Origin of the sequence: Enterobacter sp. T2 (genome assembly GCF_010692925.1) — a bacterium.
GTDB lineage: Bacteria > Pseudomonadota > Gammaproteobacteria > Enterobacterales > Enterobacteriaceae > Enterobacter > Enterobacter kobei.
The window spans coordinates 53,659-68,000 of the sequence record NZ_CP048736.1 but is presented as its reverse complement, the minus strand read 5'-3'; the positions used below and the strand labels follow the sequence as shown (position 1 = coordinate 68,000).

General features: G+C 53.4%; 20 protein-coding genes and 1 pseudogene. 12 read left to right on the top strand and 9 right to left on the bottom strand.

The window, feature by feature from the left end; translation table 11 throughout:
• Entirely contained in the window at positions 1–981 is a 981-nt protein-coding gene (locus G0034_RS00360; protein WP_000019473.1) for an IS5-like element ISKpn26 family transposase, read from the top strand.
• A gap of 170 nt (positions 982–1,151) precedes the next feature.
• Complete coding sequence (locus G0034_RS00355; protein ID WP_179120408.1) at positions 1,152–1,364, top strand: hypothetical protein; 213 nt, start codon at positions 1,152–1,154, stop codon at positions 1,362–1,364.
• Between the two features lie 274 nt (positions 1,365–1,638).
• On the opposite strand, the gene G0034_RS00350 is transcribed toward G0034_RS00355, so the two are convergent.
• The gene (locus G0034_RS00350; RefSeq protein ID WP_112780025.1) at positions 1,639–1,812 is read right to left on the bottom strand and encodes a YlcI/YnfO family protein; all 174 of its coding nucleotides are present in this window, start codon (positions 1,810–1,812) and stop codon (positions 1,639–1,641) included.
• A 128-nt stretch (positions 1,813–1,940) separates the two neighbouring features.
• On the opposite strand from G0034_RS00350, the gene G0034_RS00345 reads away from it, so the two are divergent.
• The 4 genes and pseudogenes from G0034_RS00345 to G0034_RS00335 all read left to right on the top strand — a co-directional run bounded on the left by G0034_RS00345 (position 1,941) and on the right by G0034_RS00335 (position 3,388).
• Positions 1,941–2,282 carry a SymE family type I addiction module toxin gene (locus G0034_RS00345; protein ID WP_032644385.1) on the top strand — a complete coding sequence of 114 codons (342 nt, stop codon included), beginning with the start codon at positions 1,941–1,943 and terminating at the stop codon, positions 2,280–2,282.
• A gap of 104 nt (positions 2,283–2,386) precedes the next feature.
• Positions 2,387–2,581, top strand: a pseudogene (locus G0034_RS23230) (virulence RhuM family protein); the annotation flags it as partial.
• Positions 2,582–2,829: 248 nt separating this feature from the next.
• Entirely contained in the window at positions 2,830–3,069 is a 240-nt protein-coding gene (locus tag G0034_RS00340; protein ID WP_269836741.1) for a type II toxin-antitoxin system RelE/ParE family toxin, read from the top strand.
• A gap of 19 nt (positions 3,070–3,088) precedes the next feature.
• The gene (locus G0034_RS00335) at positions 3,089–3,388 is read left to right on the top strand and encodes a helix-turn-helix domain-containing protein (RefSeq protein WP_032635284.1); all 300 of its coding nucleotides are present in this window, start codon (positions 3,089–3,091) and stop codon (positions 3,386–3,388) included.
• Positions 3,389–3,417: 29 nt separating this feature from the next.
• On the opposite strand, the gene G0034_RS00330 is transcribed toward G0034_RS00335, so the two are convergent.
• The 3 genes from G0034_RS00330 to G0034_RS00320 all read right to left on the bottom strand — a co-directional run bounded on the left by G0034_RS00330 (position 3,418) and on the right by G0034_RS00320 (position 5,558).
• Positions 3,418–3,855 carry an acetyltransferase gene (locus G0034_RS00330; RefSeq protein WP_045281332.1) on the bottom strand — a complete coding sequence of 146 codons (438 nt, stop codon included), beginning with the start codon at positions 3,853–3,855 and terminating at the stop codon, positions 3,418–3,420.
• Positions 3,856–3,956: 101 nt separating this feature from the next.
• Positions 3,957–4,955 carry a class I SAM-dependent methyltransferase gene (locus G0034_RS00325; RefSeq protein ID WP_179120407.1) on the bottom strand — a complete coding sequence of 333 codons (999 nt, stop codon included), beginning with the start codon at positions 4,953–4,955 and terminating at the stop codon, positions 3,957–3,959.
• A gap of 78 nt (positions 4,956–5,033) precedes the next feature.
• Complete coding sequence (locus tag G0034_RS00320; RefSeq protein ID WP_014881956.1) at positions 5,034–5,558, bottom strand: lipocalin family protein; 525 nt, start codon at positions 5,556–5,558, stop codon at positions 5,034–5,036.
• A 117-nt stretch (positions 5,559–5,675) separates the two neighbouring features.
• Here G0034_RS00320 and G0034_RS00315 point away from each other — a divergent pair, with 117 nt between their 5' ends.
• From G0034_RS00315 to G0034_RS00295, 5 genes are all read left to right on the top strand, one after another.
• Positions 5,676–6,401: a MerR family transcriptional regulator gene (locus G0034_RS00315; protein WP_014881955.1), complete on the top strand. Its 726-nt coding sequence runs from the start codon at positions 5,676–5,678 to the stop codon at positions 6,399–6,401.
• Between the two features lie 99 nt (positions 6,402–6,500).
• Entirely contained in the window at positions 6,501–6,911 is a 411-nt protein-coding gene (gene uraH, locus G0034_RS00310; RefSeq protein ID WP_014881954.1) for a hydroxyisourate hydrolase, read from the top strand.
• Between the two features lie 102 nt (positions 6,912–7,013).
• Positions 7,014–7,973 carry a YbgA family protein gene (locus G0034_RS00305; RefSeq protein ID WP_023336511.1) on the top strand — a complete coding sequence of 320 codons (960 nt, stop codon included), beginning with the start codon at positions 7,014–7,016 and terminating at the stop codon, positions 7,971–7,973.
• Between the two features lie 146 nt (positions 7,974–8,119).
• On the top strand, positions 8,120–9,208 hold the full coding sequence (locus G0034_RS00300) for an AAA family ATPase (RefSeq protein WP_032635276.1): 1,089 nt from the start codon (positions 8,120–8,122) through the stop codon (positions 9,206–9,208).
• 94 nt (positions 9,209–9,302) lie between these two features.
• Complete coding sequence (locus tag G0034_RS00295; protein ID WP_023336509.1) at positions 9,303–10,106, top strand: DUF4225 domain-containing protein; 804 nt, start codon at positions 9,303–9,305, stop codon at positions 10,104–10,106.
• Here the strand turns inward: G0034_RS00295 and G0034_RS00290 are convergent.
• The 5 genes from G0034_RS00290 to G0034_RS00270 form a co-directional block, all read right to left on the bottom strand.
• Positions 10,084–10,413 (bottom strand): hypothetical protein, encoded by a 330-nt coding sequence (locus tag G0034_RS00290; RefSeq protein ID WP_023336508.1) that lies wholly within the window; start codon positions 10,411–10,413, stop codon positions 10,084–10,086. The genes G0034_RS00295 and G0034_RS00290 overlap by 23 nt on opposite strands.
• A 236-nt stretch (positions 10,414–10,649) precedes the next feature.
• Complete coding sequence (locus G0034_RS00285) at positions 10,650–11,609, bottom strand: GlxA family transcriptional regulator (RefSeq protein WP_179120406.1); 960 nt, start codon at positions 11,607–11,609, stop codon at positions 10,650–10,652.
• Between the two features lie 26 nt (positions 11,610–11,635).
• Positions 11,636–12,415: an MBL fold metallo-hydrolase gene (locus tag G0034_RS00280; RefSeq protein ID WP_179120405.1), complete on the bottom strand. Its 780-nt coding sequence runs from the start codon at positions 12,413–12,415 to the stop codon at positions 11,636–11,638.
• Positions 12,416–12,535: 120 nt separating this feature from the next.
• The gene (gene nlpA, locus G0034_RS00275) at positions 12,536–13,336 is read right to left on the bottom strand and encodes a lipoprotein NlpA (RefSeq protein ID WP_045134481.1); all 801 of its coding nucleotides are present in this window, start codon (positions 13,334–13,336) and stop codon (positions 12,536–12,538) included.
• Between the two features lie 147 nt (positions 13,337–13,483).
• The gene (locus G0034_RS00270) at positions 13,484–13,903 is read right to left on the bottom strand and encodes a GNAT family N-acetyltransferase (protein WP_014881948.1); all 420 of its coding nucleotides are present in this window, start codon (positions 13,901–13,903) and stop codon (positions 13,484–13,486) included.
• 140 nt (positions 13,904–14,043) lie between these two features.
• Here G0034_RS00270 and G0034_RS00265 point away from each other — a divergent pair, with 140 nt between their 5' ends.
• Positions 14,044–14,340 (top strand): YicS family protein, encoded by a 297-nt coding sequence (locus G0034_RS00265; RefSeq protein WP_179120404.1) that lies wholly within the window; start codon positions 14,044–14,046, stop codon positions 14,338–14,340.
• The last annotated feature ends 2 nt before the right edge of the window (positions 14,341–14,342 follow it).

The following is a 14,342-nucleotide window of genomic DNA, read 5'->3' as shown; positions in this document are numbered from 1 at the left end:
ATGAGCCATCAACTCACCTTCGCCGATAGTGAATTCAGCACTAAGCGCCGTCAGACCCGAAAAGAGATTTTCCTCTCCCGCATGGAGCAGATTCTGCCATGGCAAAACATGGTGGAAGTCATCGAGCCGTTTTATCCCAAGGCGGGCAATGGCCGACGGCCCTATCCGCTGGAGACCATGCTGCGTATTCACTGCATGCAGCATTGGTACAACCTGAGCGACGGTGCCATGGAAGATGCCCTGTACGAAATCGCCTCCATGCGCCTGTTTGCCCGATTATCCCTGGATAGCGCCCTGCCGGATCGCACCACCATCATGAATTTCCGCCACCTGCTCGAGCAGCATCAACTGGCCCGTCAATTGTTCAAGACCATCAATCGCTGGCTGGCCGAAGCAGGCGTCATGATGACCCAAGGCACTTTGGTGGATGCCACCATCATTGAGGCACCCAGCTCTACCAAGAACAAAGAGCAGCAACGCGATCCGGAGATGCATCAGACCAAGAAAGGCAATCAGTGGCACTTTGGCATGAAGGCCCACATTGGTGTCGATGCCAAGAGTGGCCTGACCCACAGCCTAGTCACCACCGCGGCCAACGAGCATGACCTCAATCAGCTGGGTAATCTGCTTCATGGAGAGGAGCAATTTGTCTCAGCCGATGCCGGCTACCAAGGAGCGCCACAGCGCGAGGAGCTGGCCGAGGTGGATGTGGACTGGCTGATCGCCGAGCGTCCCGGCAAGGTAAAAACCTTGAAGCAGCATCCGCGCAAGAACAAAACGGCCATCAACATCGAATACATGAAAGCCAGCATCCGTGCCAGGGTGGAGCACCCGTTTCGCATCATCAAGCGGCAGTTCGGCTTCGTGAAAGCCAGATACAAAGGGCTGCTGAAAAACGATAACCAACTGGCGATGTTATTCACCCTGGCCAACCTGTTTCGGGTGGACCAAATGATACGTCAGTGGGAGAGATCTCAGTAAAAACCGGAAATAACGCCAGAAATGGTGGAAAAAATAGCCTAAATAGGCTGATTCGATGTGTTTGCGGGAAAAAAATCGGCCCAGATCCGCGAAATTTTAATCAGCGAGTCAGCTTGGGAAGAAATGACCTGCTTATTCGCACCTTCCCTAGAATCAGATGGATATCGCATATGATTATTCATTCTGATAATGAACATTTATCTTGTTGGGAAGAGAGGCGTGGAAATAACACCGAAATCGTTATTTGGAATGAAATAGAAGACTATGTCGTGGTGCTGGCGGCTCGTAGAGACTACTGGCTATTAAAAACCGCTTATGTAGTAAATAGAAGTGGCAAACGCAGACAACTTGCAAACAGCAGAGCAAGATCACAAGTAGTATAAAAAGCTGAACCCGACACACATTTCTATGCACCGGGTTCGTACGCTCTTTCTACACATGGTAGATGAGACGCCTTTAATGTAAGTTACGGAGTAGCTAGAGTCAATCATCCTTGGAAAAGTCAAGGTTGTAAAACCACATACAGCTACATTTAACCCATTGAAATTAATTATAAAAAATGAATGCAAACGATTGATTGTTAATACCTATCAATTAAGAAGGCAAAGTCATCCATCCTTTAAAGAAGACTTTTACTAACAAAACTTAAGCATACGACTAATTGTTGCTCGTTTTTTCCCGTAATCTCCACTGACATGCTTCCTTCACCCATTTACTAAAATTCCCTTTCCCCGCAGCCTTCTCAATCTGCTCCAAAAGCTCATCCTCGAACCGGATGTTCTTCATCGTGCTCTTGGTGCGGTCAAAATTTGGTTTCTTTTTTTCTTGCATGGTAGGTACCACTTCGGTTAATTTATCCGCATGTGGTACCTACCACATGGATTTGGGATTCTGACAACGCCCAGCAGTGTTTGAGCACTAAAGGGCGTCTAACCTCACCAACTATCAAGGAGTTGATTATGGCTGATTCGCATTCTACCCCAGACACCGATCAATCCGGAACCGAGCGTTCGTTAATTGTGGGATATCGCCCGAATGTTTTCGACAAATCCACGCCCAATATCATTCTGTCCGGCAAGTGGCTGCGCGCCGCAGGCTTTGATACCGGACAGCAGGTCACCGTCAAGGTGATGAAAGGGTGCATCGTTCTGGTGGCGTATAACGAGCAGGAGCAGCGGTTGCAGGACGATTATAAACGGACGAAAGCAAAGCTCGTTGAGATAGAGAACGCACTCGCAGCGATTCAAATTCAGCATCCTGGAAAGCGCCTCGTAAAATCAAATACAAACCACCTGGCTTAGCGGCGGTTTCTGGCTTCCTGAAGGCAGGCAAGGTTATTCGTTAAGAAGACGGAGCCGACATGGTTGATAAAAACAAAATCTAATTTCCGGCTGGTGAATTTGTTATGTTGCCAGTGAGGACGGTACGGTTTGCATCACATGTCGCTTTGAACATGAAACGCTCTGGCTGTCGCAAGCAGCCATTGCGGCTCTTTAGCAAGTCTCTCCTCAAGCCATTACTGAGCATATTAAAGCCGTTTACGAAGAAGGTAGCCTGAATAAAAACAACATGTAAGGCTTACTTACAAGTTCAGCAAGAAAGTGGCTGGTAAATGGAAAAAGAATTTAAAGAGTAGCCATAATCATGCTGCCCCCCTACCTTCCTTGCCAGCATGACTCTAAAAAACACAGGAAGACGCCTCGCAATTTCTCACTAATACAATCATTTAGATGCCCCGTATTTGTCATACTTCTGCCACTCGCTACCTGGTTGCCAATGACAGCCATTGCATTTATTAACTACAGCTTATATCCTGTATATAAGCTATAGCTTATCATGGAAGAGAGCATGTGGACGGTACTGTTCGGAAAGGTGTTTGAGCTATGGTTGCCTGAACAGGAAGAAGGGTTACAGGAAAAGGTACTGGCAGCCATGCTAAATCTACAAAACTATGGACCTCATCTTCCCTATGCCGATACTGTAAAAGGCTCGCAATATAAGAATATGAAAGAGTTAGGTATTCAATATGCTGGCCGTCCGATTCGTGCTTTGTTCGCATTGCAGATGATGAATTTACCCGGCATCTGACAAGCCTGGAGACAGCCAAGTGAAAACCCTAAATGAATTAATTGCATCACGCTCACCGGAAAGCCAACAACGAATTAAAGAAATGGCAGAGGAAATGATCCTTGAAACGGGTCTGCAACTTTTACGTGAAGAGCTCAGACTTTCGCAAAAAAATGTTGCCGAGCTAATGGGGGTGAGCCAGCCCGCAGTAACACAAATAGAGCAACGTGGAAATGAACTAAAAATTGCCACGCTTAAGCGCTACATTGAGGCAATGGGTGGAAAACTTTGTATTGACGTTGAACTTCCAACAGGAAAACGCGTTGCGTTTCATATCTAACAAGTGTGATTTCTGCGTTAAGTAAATATTTACTTAGCCAACCGCATATGCAGCAACGGAAACGCATTTCCCTGTCCGTCAAGTTCCGAGCGCCCGACCTGCTCAAATCCCATATGCCGATAAAAGGCGACTCCCTGCGGATTCTGCTCATTCACGTCCACCTCGTTCGCGCCGAACTCTGCGATGGCGTGTTTAAGCAGCAGTTTCCCGACACCCTTCCCGCGACTCGCATCATCCACAAACAACATTTCAATGCGGTTTTCATCCACGCCTAAAAAGCCGTGAATAACGCCTGCGTCATCGCGGGCTATCACGACCTTGAGGTTGGGCAGGTACGCGTTGAGCAATAGCGGGCGCAGCGCCGCAATATCGCTTTCCTGTAAAAAGTGATGGGTGGCGCGAACGGAGGATTCCCAGATCGCGACCAGGCGTTCGAAGTGTGAGGAGTGTGCGGTTTCGATTTTCATGGGGGGATCATGATTGGAAAACCGAACAATATCAAGCCACTCCTTGCGGTCAGTTCCCCCTCACCCTAGCCCTCTCCCTCAGGGAGAGGGAATAAACAGTGCTACACCCTCACTTCCATCACCGCATACACCCCGTCCTTCGGCACGACCACGGTGACGTTTTCCACCGGTACGCCCGCCGCCAGGTGAATATCCTGCAGCTGCTGTAGCGTCCTCGGGTGGATATCCTCCCAGCCGATACCGCGCAGCACAAAGTCAATCTGCGGGCTGCTGGTCAGCATGTTTGAGACAATCACCGCCCCGCCGGGCTTGACCAGCCGCAGCGCGCGCTGGAGAAAAATCACCGCGTCGGCGTCGTTGAAGTATTCGAAAATCCCCAGCGCGTCGACCAGTTCGGCCTGATGCTCGCCCAGCTCCAGCAGCAGGTCCTCGTTACGCACCAGCGTGTGCACCAGGTTGCGCCTGAGCAGGGTCAGCTGTTCGCCCACCACAATGCCTTCCTGCGCCGCCATGGTTTCGGCCCAGCTAAGCGCCACGGGGTCTTTATCCACCAGCGTGAGATAGACCTGCTGACCATCGAACTTTGCTTCGCGCAGCGCCTCCAGCACCGGAATGGCGGCGCCGCTTGCCAGGCTGACCCAGTTGTTCTCGCTCTCATTGTGAATGTACTTCTCCACCAGTGCGGCAAGCACCCGGGCGCGGGCGCGCACGCCGATGGCGTCGTTCGCGTGGATAAACCACTGACGACTGTCGCTGTCCATCTTTGTGCCGTCCGGCAGGCGATCCTCAAGCGGGTTTTGCACCACAAACAGCGCCAGCGCGGAGGGCACCAGCCGGGTGCGCCATGCGGTAAGCGCCGGACGGTTGCGAAAGGCCTGTTCGGAATAGCGGTTCTGCGGGACAAGCACGGCCTGCCCCCCTTCCTGATATTCGACCTGCGGAGGGCGAAGCGCTGGCTCGGCTTTCAGCGCCCGATCGAGCGCAGCGATTTCACGGGCAGCATCGTCTTTCATCGGCCACTGGTCGCTGACGTCGGGAAAGGACGCACTGAAAATCATCATGTTTTTCGGTGCGTCACCACGAAAAGGCTGCCAGATCATAACGTCTTCCCTCCGTTGGGCTTTTAACGGAAGTCTATCCAGGCGAGTCCGTAATACCCTACGAAGAAAGCACGATCTTTACTGCTTCACCCACACCAGTTGGTCAACCCGGAAGCCCAGACTGCGCGCGGTGTTCAGGTAATCCTGCTTCACCGCATCCGGGATGGTCGGCGTGCGTGACAAAATCCACAGATAATCGCGGTTCGGGCCGCTGACGAGCGCGTACTGGTACTTATCGTCCAGTTTGATTACGTTATACCCGCCGTAGAACGGACCGAAGAACGACACCTTCAGCGCGGCGGTGGTCGGCTCGCCGGTGAAGTACGCTTTCCCCTCACTTTCATTCCACTTGTTTTTCACCGGATCGTAACCCCGGTTCAGCACGCTGATACCGCCGTCGCTGCGCTTGCCGTAGGTGGCGGTCACCTGCTCCAGACCGCGTTCAAAGCGGTTTTCAAGGCGCGCGACTTCGTACCATTTGCCGAGATAGCGGCTGGCTTCAAAATGAGTAATAGGCTGCACGCCTTTCGGCGGCGTAGGGGATTTACAGGCAACCAGGGTCAGCGCAATGGCAACACCGGTCACAACAGGCCATAGCTTCATGAGAATTCCTTTCATTTGCACGGTTGGATGTTAAGTGTAGTGCACCGTTTCGGCGCTTCATCCCGTTCGGGAAAATTCGTAGTATATTGAGAGTATTCCTCCACTCTGGACACGGACATGGCTTACTCCATCGGCGAATTCGCCAGACTCAGCGGCATTACCGCCACTACCCTCCGGGCGTGGCAGCGTCGCTACGGTTTACTCAAGCCACAGCGCACGGAAGGCGGTCACCGCCAGTACAGCGATGAGGACGTCCAGCAGGCGCTGAAAATCCTCGACTGGGTCAAAAAAGGCGTCCCAATCGGCCAGGTCAAACCGCTGCTGGAACGCCCGACGCTGGGGCGGACCAACAACTGGCAAACCCTGCAGCAGAACATGCTGCAGCGCCTGCAGGACGGCAAAGTCGAGTCCCTGCGCCAGATGATTTACGACGCCGGACGCGAGTACCCAAGACCAGAGCTGGTCGCGAACGTGCTGCGTCCGCTGCGCAGCCAGGTCTCGGCTAACGTTGCCGCCGCCATGACCCTGCGCGCGATCCTCGACGGCATCATCATCGCCTATACCTCGTTTTGTCTCGAAGGTGATAAAAAAGCGCCGGGCGACAATATTCTGCTCAGCGGCTGGCATCTCAACGACCCGTGCGAGATCTGGCTCGAGGCCTTAACGCGCACCGGTCAGGGTCACCGGATCGACATCCTGCCGGTTCCCCCTGCCACGCTGGCTCCGGAGATTTTCCCGGAGCGGAAATGGCTTCTGGTCACCAGCGGCAAACTTACCGCCGGACGGAAAAAGCAGCTGGAGCAGTGGCAGCAGCAGGTATCGCTTGAAGTGATTATCCTCTGATCATTTTCTGCTGTGGGAATCTTCACGAAAAGTTGAATATTTTCCCGCGCCGCAGATGCTAACGTTTTCCTGTGACGAATAACTCCACAGGAAAACACCATGAAAAAAACAACCCCTCTGCTGTTCCTGGCCGCCATGGCCTTTGCCCCTGCCGCCTTTAGCGCCCCTGCCGGCACGCTGAGCGTCCACATTCTCGACCAGCAAACCGGGATGCCGCCATCAGACGTGACCGTTACGCTGGAGAAGCAGCAGCAGGACAAATGGACCCCGGTTGCCAGCGGCAAAACCGACCACGACGGACGTATTAAATCGCTCTATCCGCAGGACCAGGACATGCAGCCTGGCGTGTATAAAGTGACCTTTAAAACCGCAGAGTACTTCCACGGCAAAAAGCTGGACACCTTCTTCCCGGAGATCCCGGTGCTGTTTACCGTGACCCGCACCAACGAAAAGCTGCACATCCCGCTTTTGCTGAGTCAGTACGGTTACTCGACCTACAAGGGCAGTTAAGACGCATTGATTCTAAAGGAATAAAAAAAATAGTTCCGCGAATACTTGGACAAATTAGTCATGTTGTGTAAGTTTTAATTATATGAACGGGAGGACCACACCATGACAACGAAACCTGTGCTCGGTATTAGCGGATGTTTGACCGGCTCCGCCGTACGCTTTGACGGCGGACACAAGCGTATGGGCTTCGTTATGGATGAGCTGGCCCAGTGGGTGAATTTCCGCCCCGTCTGCCCGGAAATGGCGATCGGCCTGCCGACGCCTCGCCCGGCCATACGCCTGACGCTGACGGACAGCGGCGAGACGCAGCTCCGTTTCAGCAAGCCGCCTCATGATGACCTCACGCAGAAAATGGCCGACTTTACGGCGGAATATCTGCCAAAAATCGGCGATCTTTCGGGATTTATCGTCTGTGCAAAATCCCCAAGCTGTGGCCTGGAACGCGTGCGGCTGTACGATGAAAACGGCAACCGGGGCCGCAAGGAGGGCGTCGGGCTGTTCACCGCCGCCCTTCTTGAAACCTACCCGTGGCTGCCCGTCGAGGAAGATGGTCGGCTGCACGACCCTGTGCTGCGGGAAAACTTTATTGAGCGGGTATTTGCCCTGCACGAGCTAAACACGCTGCGCGCTAAAGGTCTGACGCGACGTGGGCTGCTGGATTTCCACAGCCGCTATAAATTGCAGCTGCTGGCGCACCATCAGGCGGGCTACCGCGAAATCGGCCCGTTCGTTGCCTCGCTGCACGAATGGGAAGACCTGGACGCCTTCTTCGTGGCGTACCGGGAAAAGCTGATGACGATCCTGAAAAAACCGGCTTCGCGGAAGAACCACACCAACGTGCTGATGCATATTCAGGGGTATTTCCGCAACCAGCTAAACACCCGCCAGCGCGGTGAGCTGCGCGACGTGATCCTGCACTATCGCAACGGGCAGTTACCTATTCTCGCCCCGATCACGCTGCTGAAGCACTACCTGGCCGAATATCCCGACCGGTATCTGATGACGCAAAACTACTTTGATCCCTATCCTGATGATTTGGGTCTGCGTCTGGCAGTCAAGTGATCACAAAAATGCGAAGGCCCCATTGACCCGTAGAGGCCCAAAGCAGTACCCCGTTTAGACGACATCCTCACTGTCGTCTCTTTTTTGCATTTAACCTCAAAGACTGTGATTATATACAGGCTTATTCTGCAAAAAGGGGCCTGCCCGTGATCAACACCCTGCACATTCAAAACTACCGCTCCATCCGCGAGATGTCGCTTGAGCTGGAGCAGCTCAACATCGTCTTCGGCCCGAACGGCACCGGGAAATCCAATATTTACAAGGCGATACACCTGATGCACAGCGCCGCCCAGGGGCAGTTCTCCCAGGCGCTGGCGAACGAGGGCGGCATTCTGAAGGTGTTCTGGGCAGGCAAAACCCGCAGCGACCAGCTGCGGCGGATGAACCTGGCGGTGGAAACCGAGACCTACGAATACGAGCTGCAGGTCGGGTTTGTGGAGAGACTGCCCTATCCCTCGCAGTTTCAGCTCGACCCGGTGATCAAAGAGGAGTCCATCTGGCTGAGCGGCCAGCATCGACGCCCGTCGTCACAGCTGATGAAGCGTAAGAATCAGGCGGTGTTTCTGAATAACGTGCATCACGAGAAAGTGACCCACAGCGGCACGCTGTATGAGAACGAATCGGTGTTCGGGCAGCTCGGCGAACCGCATCTTTACCCGGAAGTGTCGCAGATGCGCGAGTCCCTGCGTAACTGGCGCTTTTATCATGAGTTTTCCGTCTCATCCGGCTCGGCGATGCGTGCCCCGCAGGTCGGGTTCCGTTCCCCGGTGCTGGCCAGCGACGGTGCCAACCTGGCAGCGGCGTTTCAGACCATCGTGGAGATTGGCGACGAACTGCTCCTGATGCGCATCCTCGACCAGGCCTTCCCCGGCTGCGTGTTTTACAGCGACAACACCGGCGGACGTTTTCGCATGATGATGCAGCGCGAGGGGCTGAGCAGGCCGCTGGAACCGGCGGAGTTCTCCGACGGCACCCTGCGCTTTCTGTGCCTGGCGGTGGCGCTGTTAAGCCCGCGCCCACCGGCGTTTATCGCGTTGAACGAACCGGAAAACAGCCTGCATCCGCAGATGCTGCCCGCGCTGGCGAGCTTAATCGCCGAGGCCAGCCGCTACTCGCAGATTTGGCTCACCAGCCACTCGCCGGAGCTGGCGAAGTTGATTGAGAAACAGCGATCGTTTTCGCTGTACCAGCTGTCGATGGCGGAGGGGGAGACGAGGGTGGAGAGGCTGGGGTAGGCCTTCTATCTCGCAATACATTTTCCAATTTATTGTTGCCAGTTTCTGCTGGCAGGATAATCTGTAAGTGTTGGTTATCAGATGAGAAATTTAAATGGATATTGCACTTTTCCCTGGCCAGAACGCCCGTGCGTGGGCTGAAACCATGATAAATCTTGAAGCCCGGAAGCTTATCAATACTGCGAATATAGTCGGCGGACAACATCTCAGCGACGGACTTGCACGGATTAAATTTATGGATGATATCCGGCAGTTTGTGATGCAACAATTTAGTGCAACCCGGGCAGCCAGAAGTGATGAGGAGTGCATGGAATGCCTGAAAAACATCCGGGCTGAGAACGAAAGCCTTCTTGAGCAAAGTGGAATGATTCGCTCCCGTACAGCTCAGCTTTTTGCTCAGATCGAACTGGTTAAAGAAAATAATAAAGTCGTCGGTTACGTTATCTCGTCGATTAAGGTTGTTCTTTCAGGGTTACAGATTGTTGCAGGTGTAGGTGCAATGATGACAATGAATCCAGTAGGTGCGCTTGCAGGAGCGATTCTGGTGATGGATGGGGCAAATGGCATTTCAAAAGAAATTAACAGAACGCTTCAACATCAACCAAACTCCGAAGGGATGCTGGCAGATGGTGTCATGGATATCGCTCAGTTTATGGGATTTAAACGTGAATCAGCTCTGGGAGTATTCAACAGCGTAAACCTGGCAGCAAGCGTCTATACGGTATTTGGCGCTATACGAAAACCCGAATCATGGCGTCTGTTTCGCTATCTCCCCCTGGATTTCTACCGCAAAGTCGACGGAATGAATCGCGCAGCGCTCACGATGAAAATTGTTGGCTGGGGTGTCTCTGCAAAAGTCTCGTTTGATTTAATTTCTAATGCATCTGGCCAGAACTAATGTATTTCTTTCTGTAGCGCCAGGCTTTGTAGGTAATGACCGGGGGTTGAAAAAACCAGACGATAATCAATACGATGAAAAGAGAAATGCCCCCGGAAACAACATTGTAATGCTCAGCGAAAAAAAGAAGCGCCAGGAAAATCAGAGCCACGGCCGCAGTAATACACAAGACCATGAGAAATCGCTTACCTAACTCAAGCACGACCTCTAGCAAGGATGAACCATAACGGTTAATGTTCCGGTTCAAATACGCTAATTCTTTTGCGGTAAAGCCTGATTCAAGTAACTGCGTTTCAATATTGTTCATGCCACTACCTTTTCTTCTGGAAAGTAACGAGGAATATCTTAACCGGAAGAGAGGCGTCTTGTAACCAGTCTGACGTATCTGCATCAAACAGCAAAAAAAATCAGGATCACGCTAAAAAGACACTGGCGGCCATAGTAGAAAACTAAACCTACGGGGTTTAAGTCACGCTCGTTAGAATCGTTTGTAAACATCAGCCAGAAGATGTCACCCACTCCTTTTTATTTCGCGCAAAGGAATTATGAAGACGGGTGAATGCGAAACGTCTTTCGCCACTCCGCAGGACTTACCCCAAAACGCGCCTTAAACTGCTGTCGCCAGGTGACGGCAGAATTAAATCCCACCAGCTCGGCCACGCGTTCAATCGGCATATTTCCGGCTTCAAGCAGGATCTGGCTACGCCGCAGGCGTTCGGCGGTAAGCCAGTCGGCGACGCTCATTCCCGTGGCTTTAATAAAGTGACGGGTCAGCGTGCGGCGGCTCATCGAAACCACCTCCGCCAGCGAGTCCAGACTATGCGGTTCGGTGATGTGCTGCTGTAGATAGTCGATCAGGCAATTGATACGTGCATCGCGGGTGTCATTCGGAACAGGCTGAGCAATAAACTGCGCCTGACCGCCCTCGCGGTGCGGCGGCACAATCATCCGCCGGGCAATCTGGTTGGCGACTACGCTGCCAAAGCGCTGACGAATGATATACAGGCAGCAGTCCAGCGCAGCCGCGGTTCCGGCAGAGGTGATGATATTGCCGTCATCCACGTAGAGGGCATTGATATCCAACTGGACGTGCGGAAAGAGCGACTGGAACTGATTTTCGAACTCCCAGTGGGTGGCAGCGCGCTTGCCGTCGAGAATGCCCGCATAGCCCAGCACAAACGACCCCAGACACAGCCCGACGATTTCCGCGCCGTTGTCTCTCGCCTGCACCAGGCTGTCGAGCAGCGTCTGAGGCGGGCGTTCGAGGACGTGCTGCCAGTAGGGAACAACGACTATATCGGCCCGATCAATGGCGGTGTAGTCCTGCGTGGCGTTGAGGGCGAACCCGTCTTTTGAGGTGAGGAACCCCGGCGTTTCGGCGCAAATCGTCACGTTAAAGCGCTTTTCGCCGGAAACGGAATCGCCAAACAGAATGCAGGGAACGGAGTAGTGGAACGGGCTGAACCCGTCTACCGCGACAATCGCGACGTTGATTAGCGACATCTGTCTCTCCTTTCCCTTTAACGCACTCAGAATATAACGGTTTCACCATCCTGGGGAATGGTCACTACGTCACTCACCTGATTGGCTTCAACGTACTCACGCAGCGCGCTGCGGGTCAACAGGCAGTGGTTAATCGCCTCCATATGGCTCGCCACTATTTTGGCCTGTGGGAGCAGGAAATGAACGTTGAGCACATCTTCCTGGCCCATAATGATGGGCCCAAAACCAAGCACGTGGGCATATCCGGCATTAAGTACCACCACGTCCGGCTGGTGCTTTTGCAGATCGGCCGCCACCGCGTCACGCCAGACGGTATCCCCGGCAAGATAGAGCGTCTTCTCATCAGGATGACGCAGCACCACGCCACAGGCCTCGCCCAGACGCTCCGCCAGCTCCGGCACGGCGTAGGCCCGGTCGGTACCGTGCTGGCCGCCGTGGGTTTTCGTAATCTGAATATCGCCGAAGAAGGTCGCGTCGGTTATGACCGTCAGGTTGCTAAACCCCTGGCTGCGCAGCAGCGCGGCGTCACGGTCGTTTTGCACGTAGATCGGCTTGTCTTTGGCGATCAGCTCCGCCGCGGTGCGATCCCAGTGATCGTCATGGGTATGGGTGACGATCACCGCGTCGGCGTTCAGCAGCGTGTTGACATCAACAGGGAGTTCGACCGTCGGGTTACGGCGTTCGGCATGCGCCGTGCCGGGAAAGCCCGGATAAGCATCTTTCGGGGCCAGCATCGGGTCGATTAAAAGACGTTTCCCAGCGTAGGTAATCAGCAGGGTGGCGTTGCGAATTTGGGTAATGTTCATGGGCTATCCTCCGGTTGGTGTGATAAGGAGAATAGCCCGACGTCGCAGGTCACGCTGTGGGTTAAAGGGCGATTACCGATGGAATCGGGCCAATTTAAACTCCGCGTTTTCAGGCAGAATTTACCAGCCCGGTACCGCTCCGCCGTTAAAGATCGTCTCAGCCGCTTTCGCCACTTCCGGTGACTGATACGACTGGATAAATTGCTTCACGTTCTCCGCGTCTTTGTTGTCTTCGCGCGCCACCACGATGTTCACGTACGGCGAATTTTTATCTTCTATAAAGACGCTGTCATGCACTGGCGACAGCCCGGTTTGCTGAAGATAGGTGGTGCTGATGATGGCGACATCCACTTTGGGATCGTCCAGCACGCGCGGCAGCTGCGCCCCTTCCAGCTCCATGATGTTCAGATGTTTAGGGTTAGCGGTAATATCCAGCGCCGTCGGCAGCAGGCCGGTGTCTGGCTTCAGGGTAATGAGCTTCTCTTTTTGCAGCAGCAACAGCGCACGGCCAAGGTTGGTTGGGTCGTTTGGAATGGCAATGGTCGCACCGTTCTTCAGGTCCGAAACGGATTTGATTTTGCGTGAATAACCGGCCATCGGGAACACGAAGGTATTCGCCACGGCAACCAGCTTGTAGCCATGCGCCTTGTTATCTTCTGCAAGGAACGGACGGTGCTGAAAGACATTGGCATCCAGCTCCCCCTGGTTGGTAGCATCGTTAGGCAATAGCGAGCCGCTGAAGCCGACCAGCTCCACGTCCAGACCATATTTCTCTTTCGCCACCTTTTTGGCGACTTCCGCCACGTCCTGCTCGGCGCCGTTGATGACGCCTACTTTAATGTGTCTGGCATCGCTGCCATTTTGATCGCACCCTGCCAGCAGCAGGCCAGCGAGGACCAGCGCACCCAATCGACGTTTCACGAGACAGTTCCTTTTGCTGAATGTTTCAATGACTATATCGACAACGAGGCGGGGAAATAAAAAACGAAAAAGAATCAATAAGAAGGATAAGTTATATGCGGGTATCGCCGGGTGGCTCTGCGCTTCCCCGGCCCGCAGAATCAGAATTTAAAGCGCTTTCGTCAGGTAATGACGCTGCATACCCGGGTATGGGTAATCCTGCAAAGACATCTGCAGCTGGTAGCCCTGTTTTTCATAGAACGGGCGCGCCTGGAAGCTAACGGTATCCACCAGCGCGTGCTTGCAGCCTTTACGCCTGGCTTCATTTTCCGCCGTGTTGATAAGCTGGCTGCCCACACCGCTGCCCCGCACGGTATCGCTCACCCAGAGATAGTCGATATTCAGCCAGTCGCCTTTACGTACGCCGATTAAGCCGCCCAGCATGACGCCCTTTTCGTCTCGAACGTAAACGCCTATGTCACCGCTAAAGTTCGTCAAATCGAGGAACCGTCCGTTATAGGCTCTCAGACCCACAAGTAGCTCTTCTTTTTCCTGCGGCGTGACGGCGTCAGTAATGCTCAAGTGCATATTTTCTCTCCTTGTTTTCTGTGCCGTCTCACTATCGCACACCGGTGGCGTGGAGAAAATTCATACTTTCGACTGGCGTCGCTACACTGAATGTAACGATATATTTCATGGGAAGCATGTGGCTTCTAAAGGGGGTTTTGATGAAAGCTGCGCACCTGATCTGCCTGCTGGTTTGTCTGCTCTTCGCCGCGTTTGTCCATGCTCAGGAAAAGGATGACCCCGCGAAAGAGGCGCAAATAAAGCAGCAGGTCCTTAAAGATATTAAGAAAACCTGTACGCCACAGAGAAAGCAGAGCGATAAAGCCTGGCAGGAGATGATTTTGTCGTCCGAGGCCAATCAGTTGCTGATCAAAAATGCCGTTACCGCCGTCAAGCGCGACAATCTGGATGCTTACTGGGCGGCGATTGGTCAGGTGGACTGTATGGAAGATTATTGAGG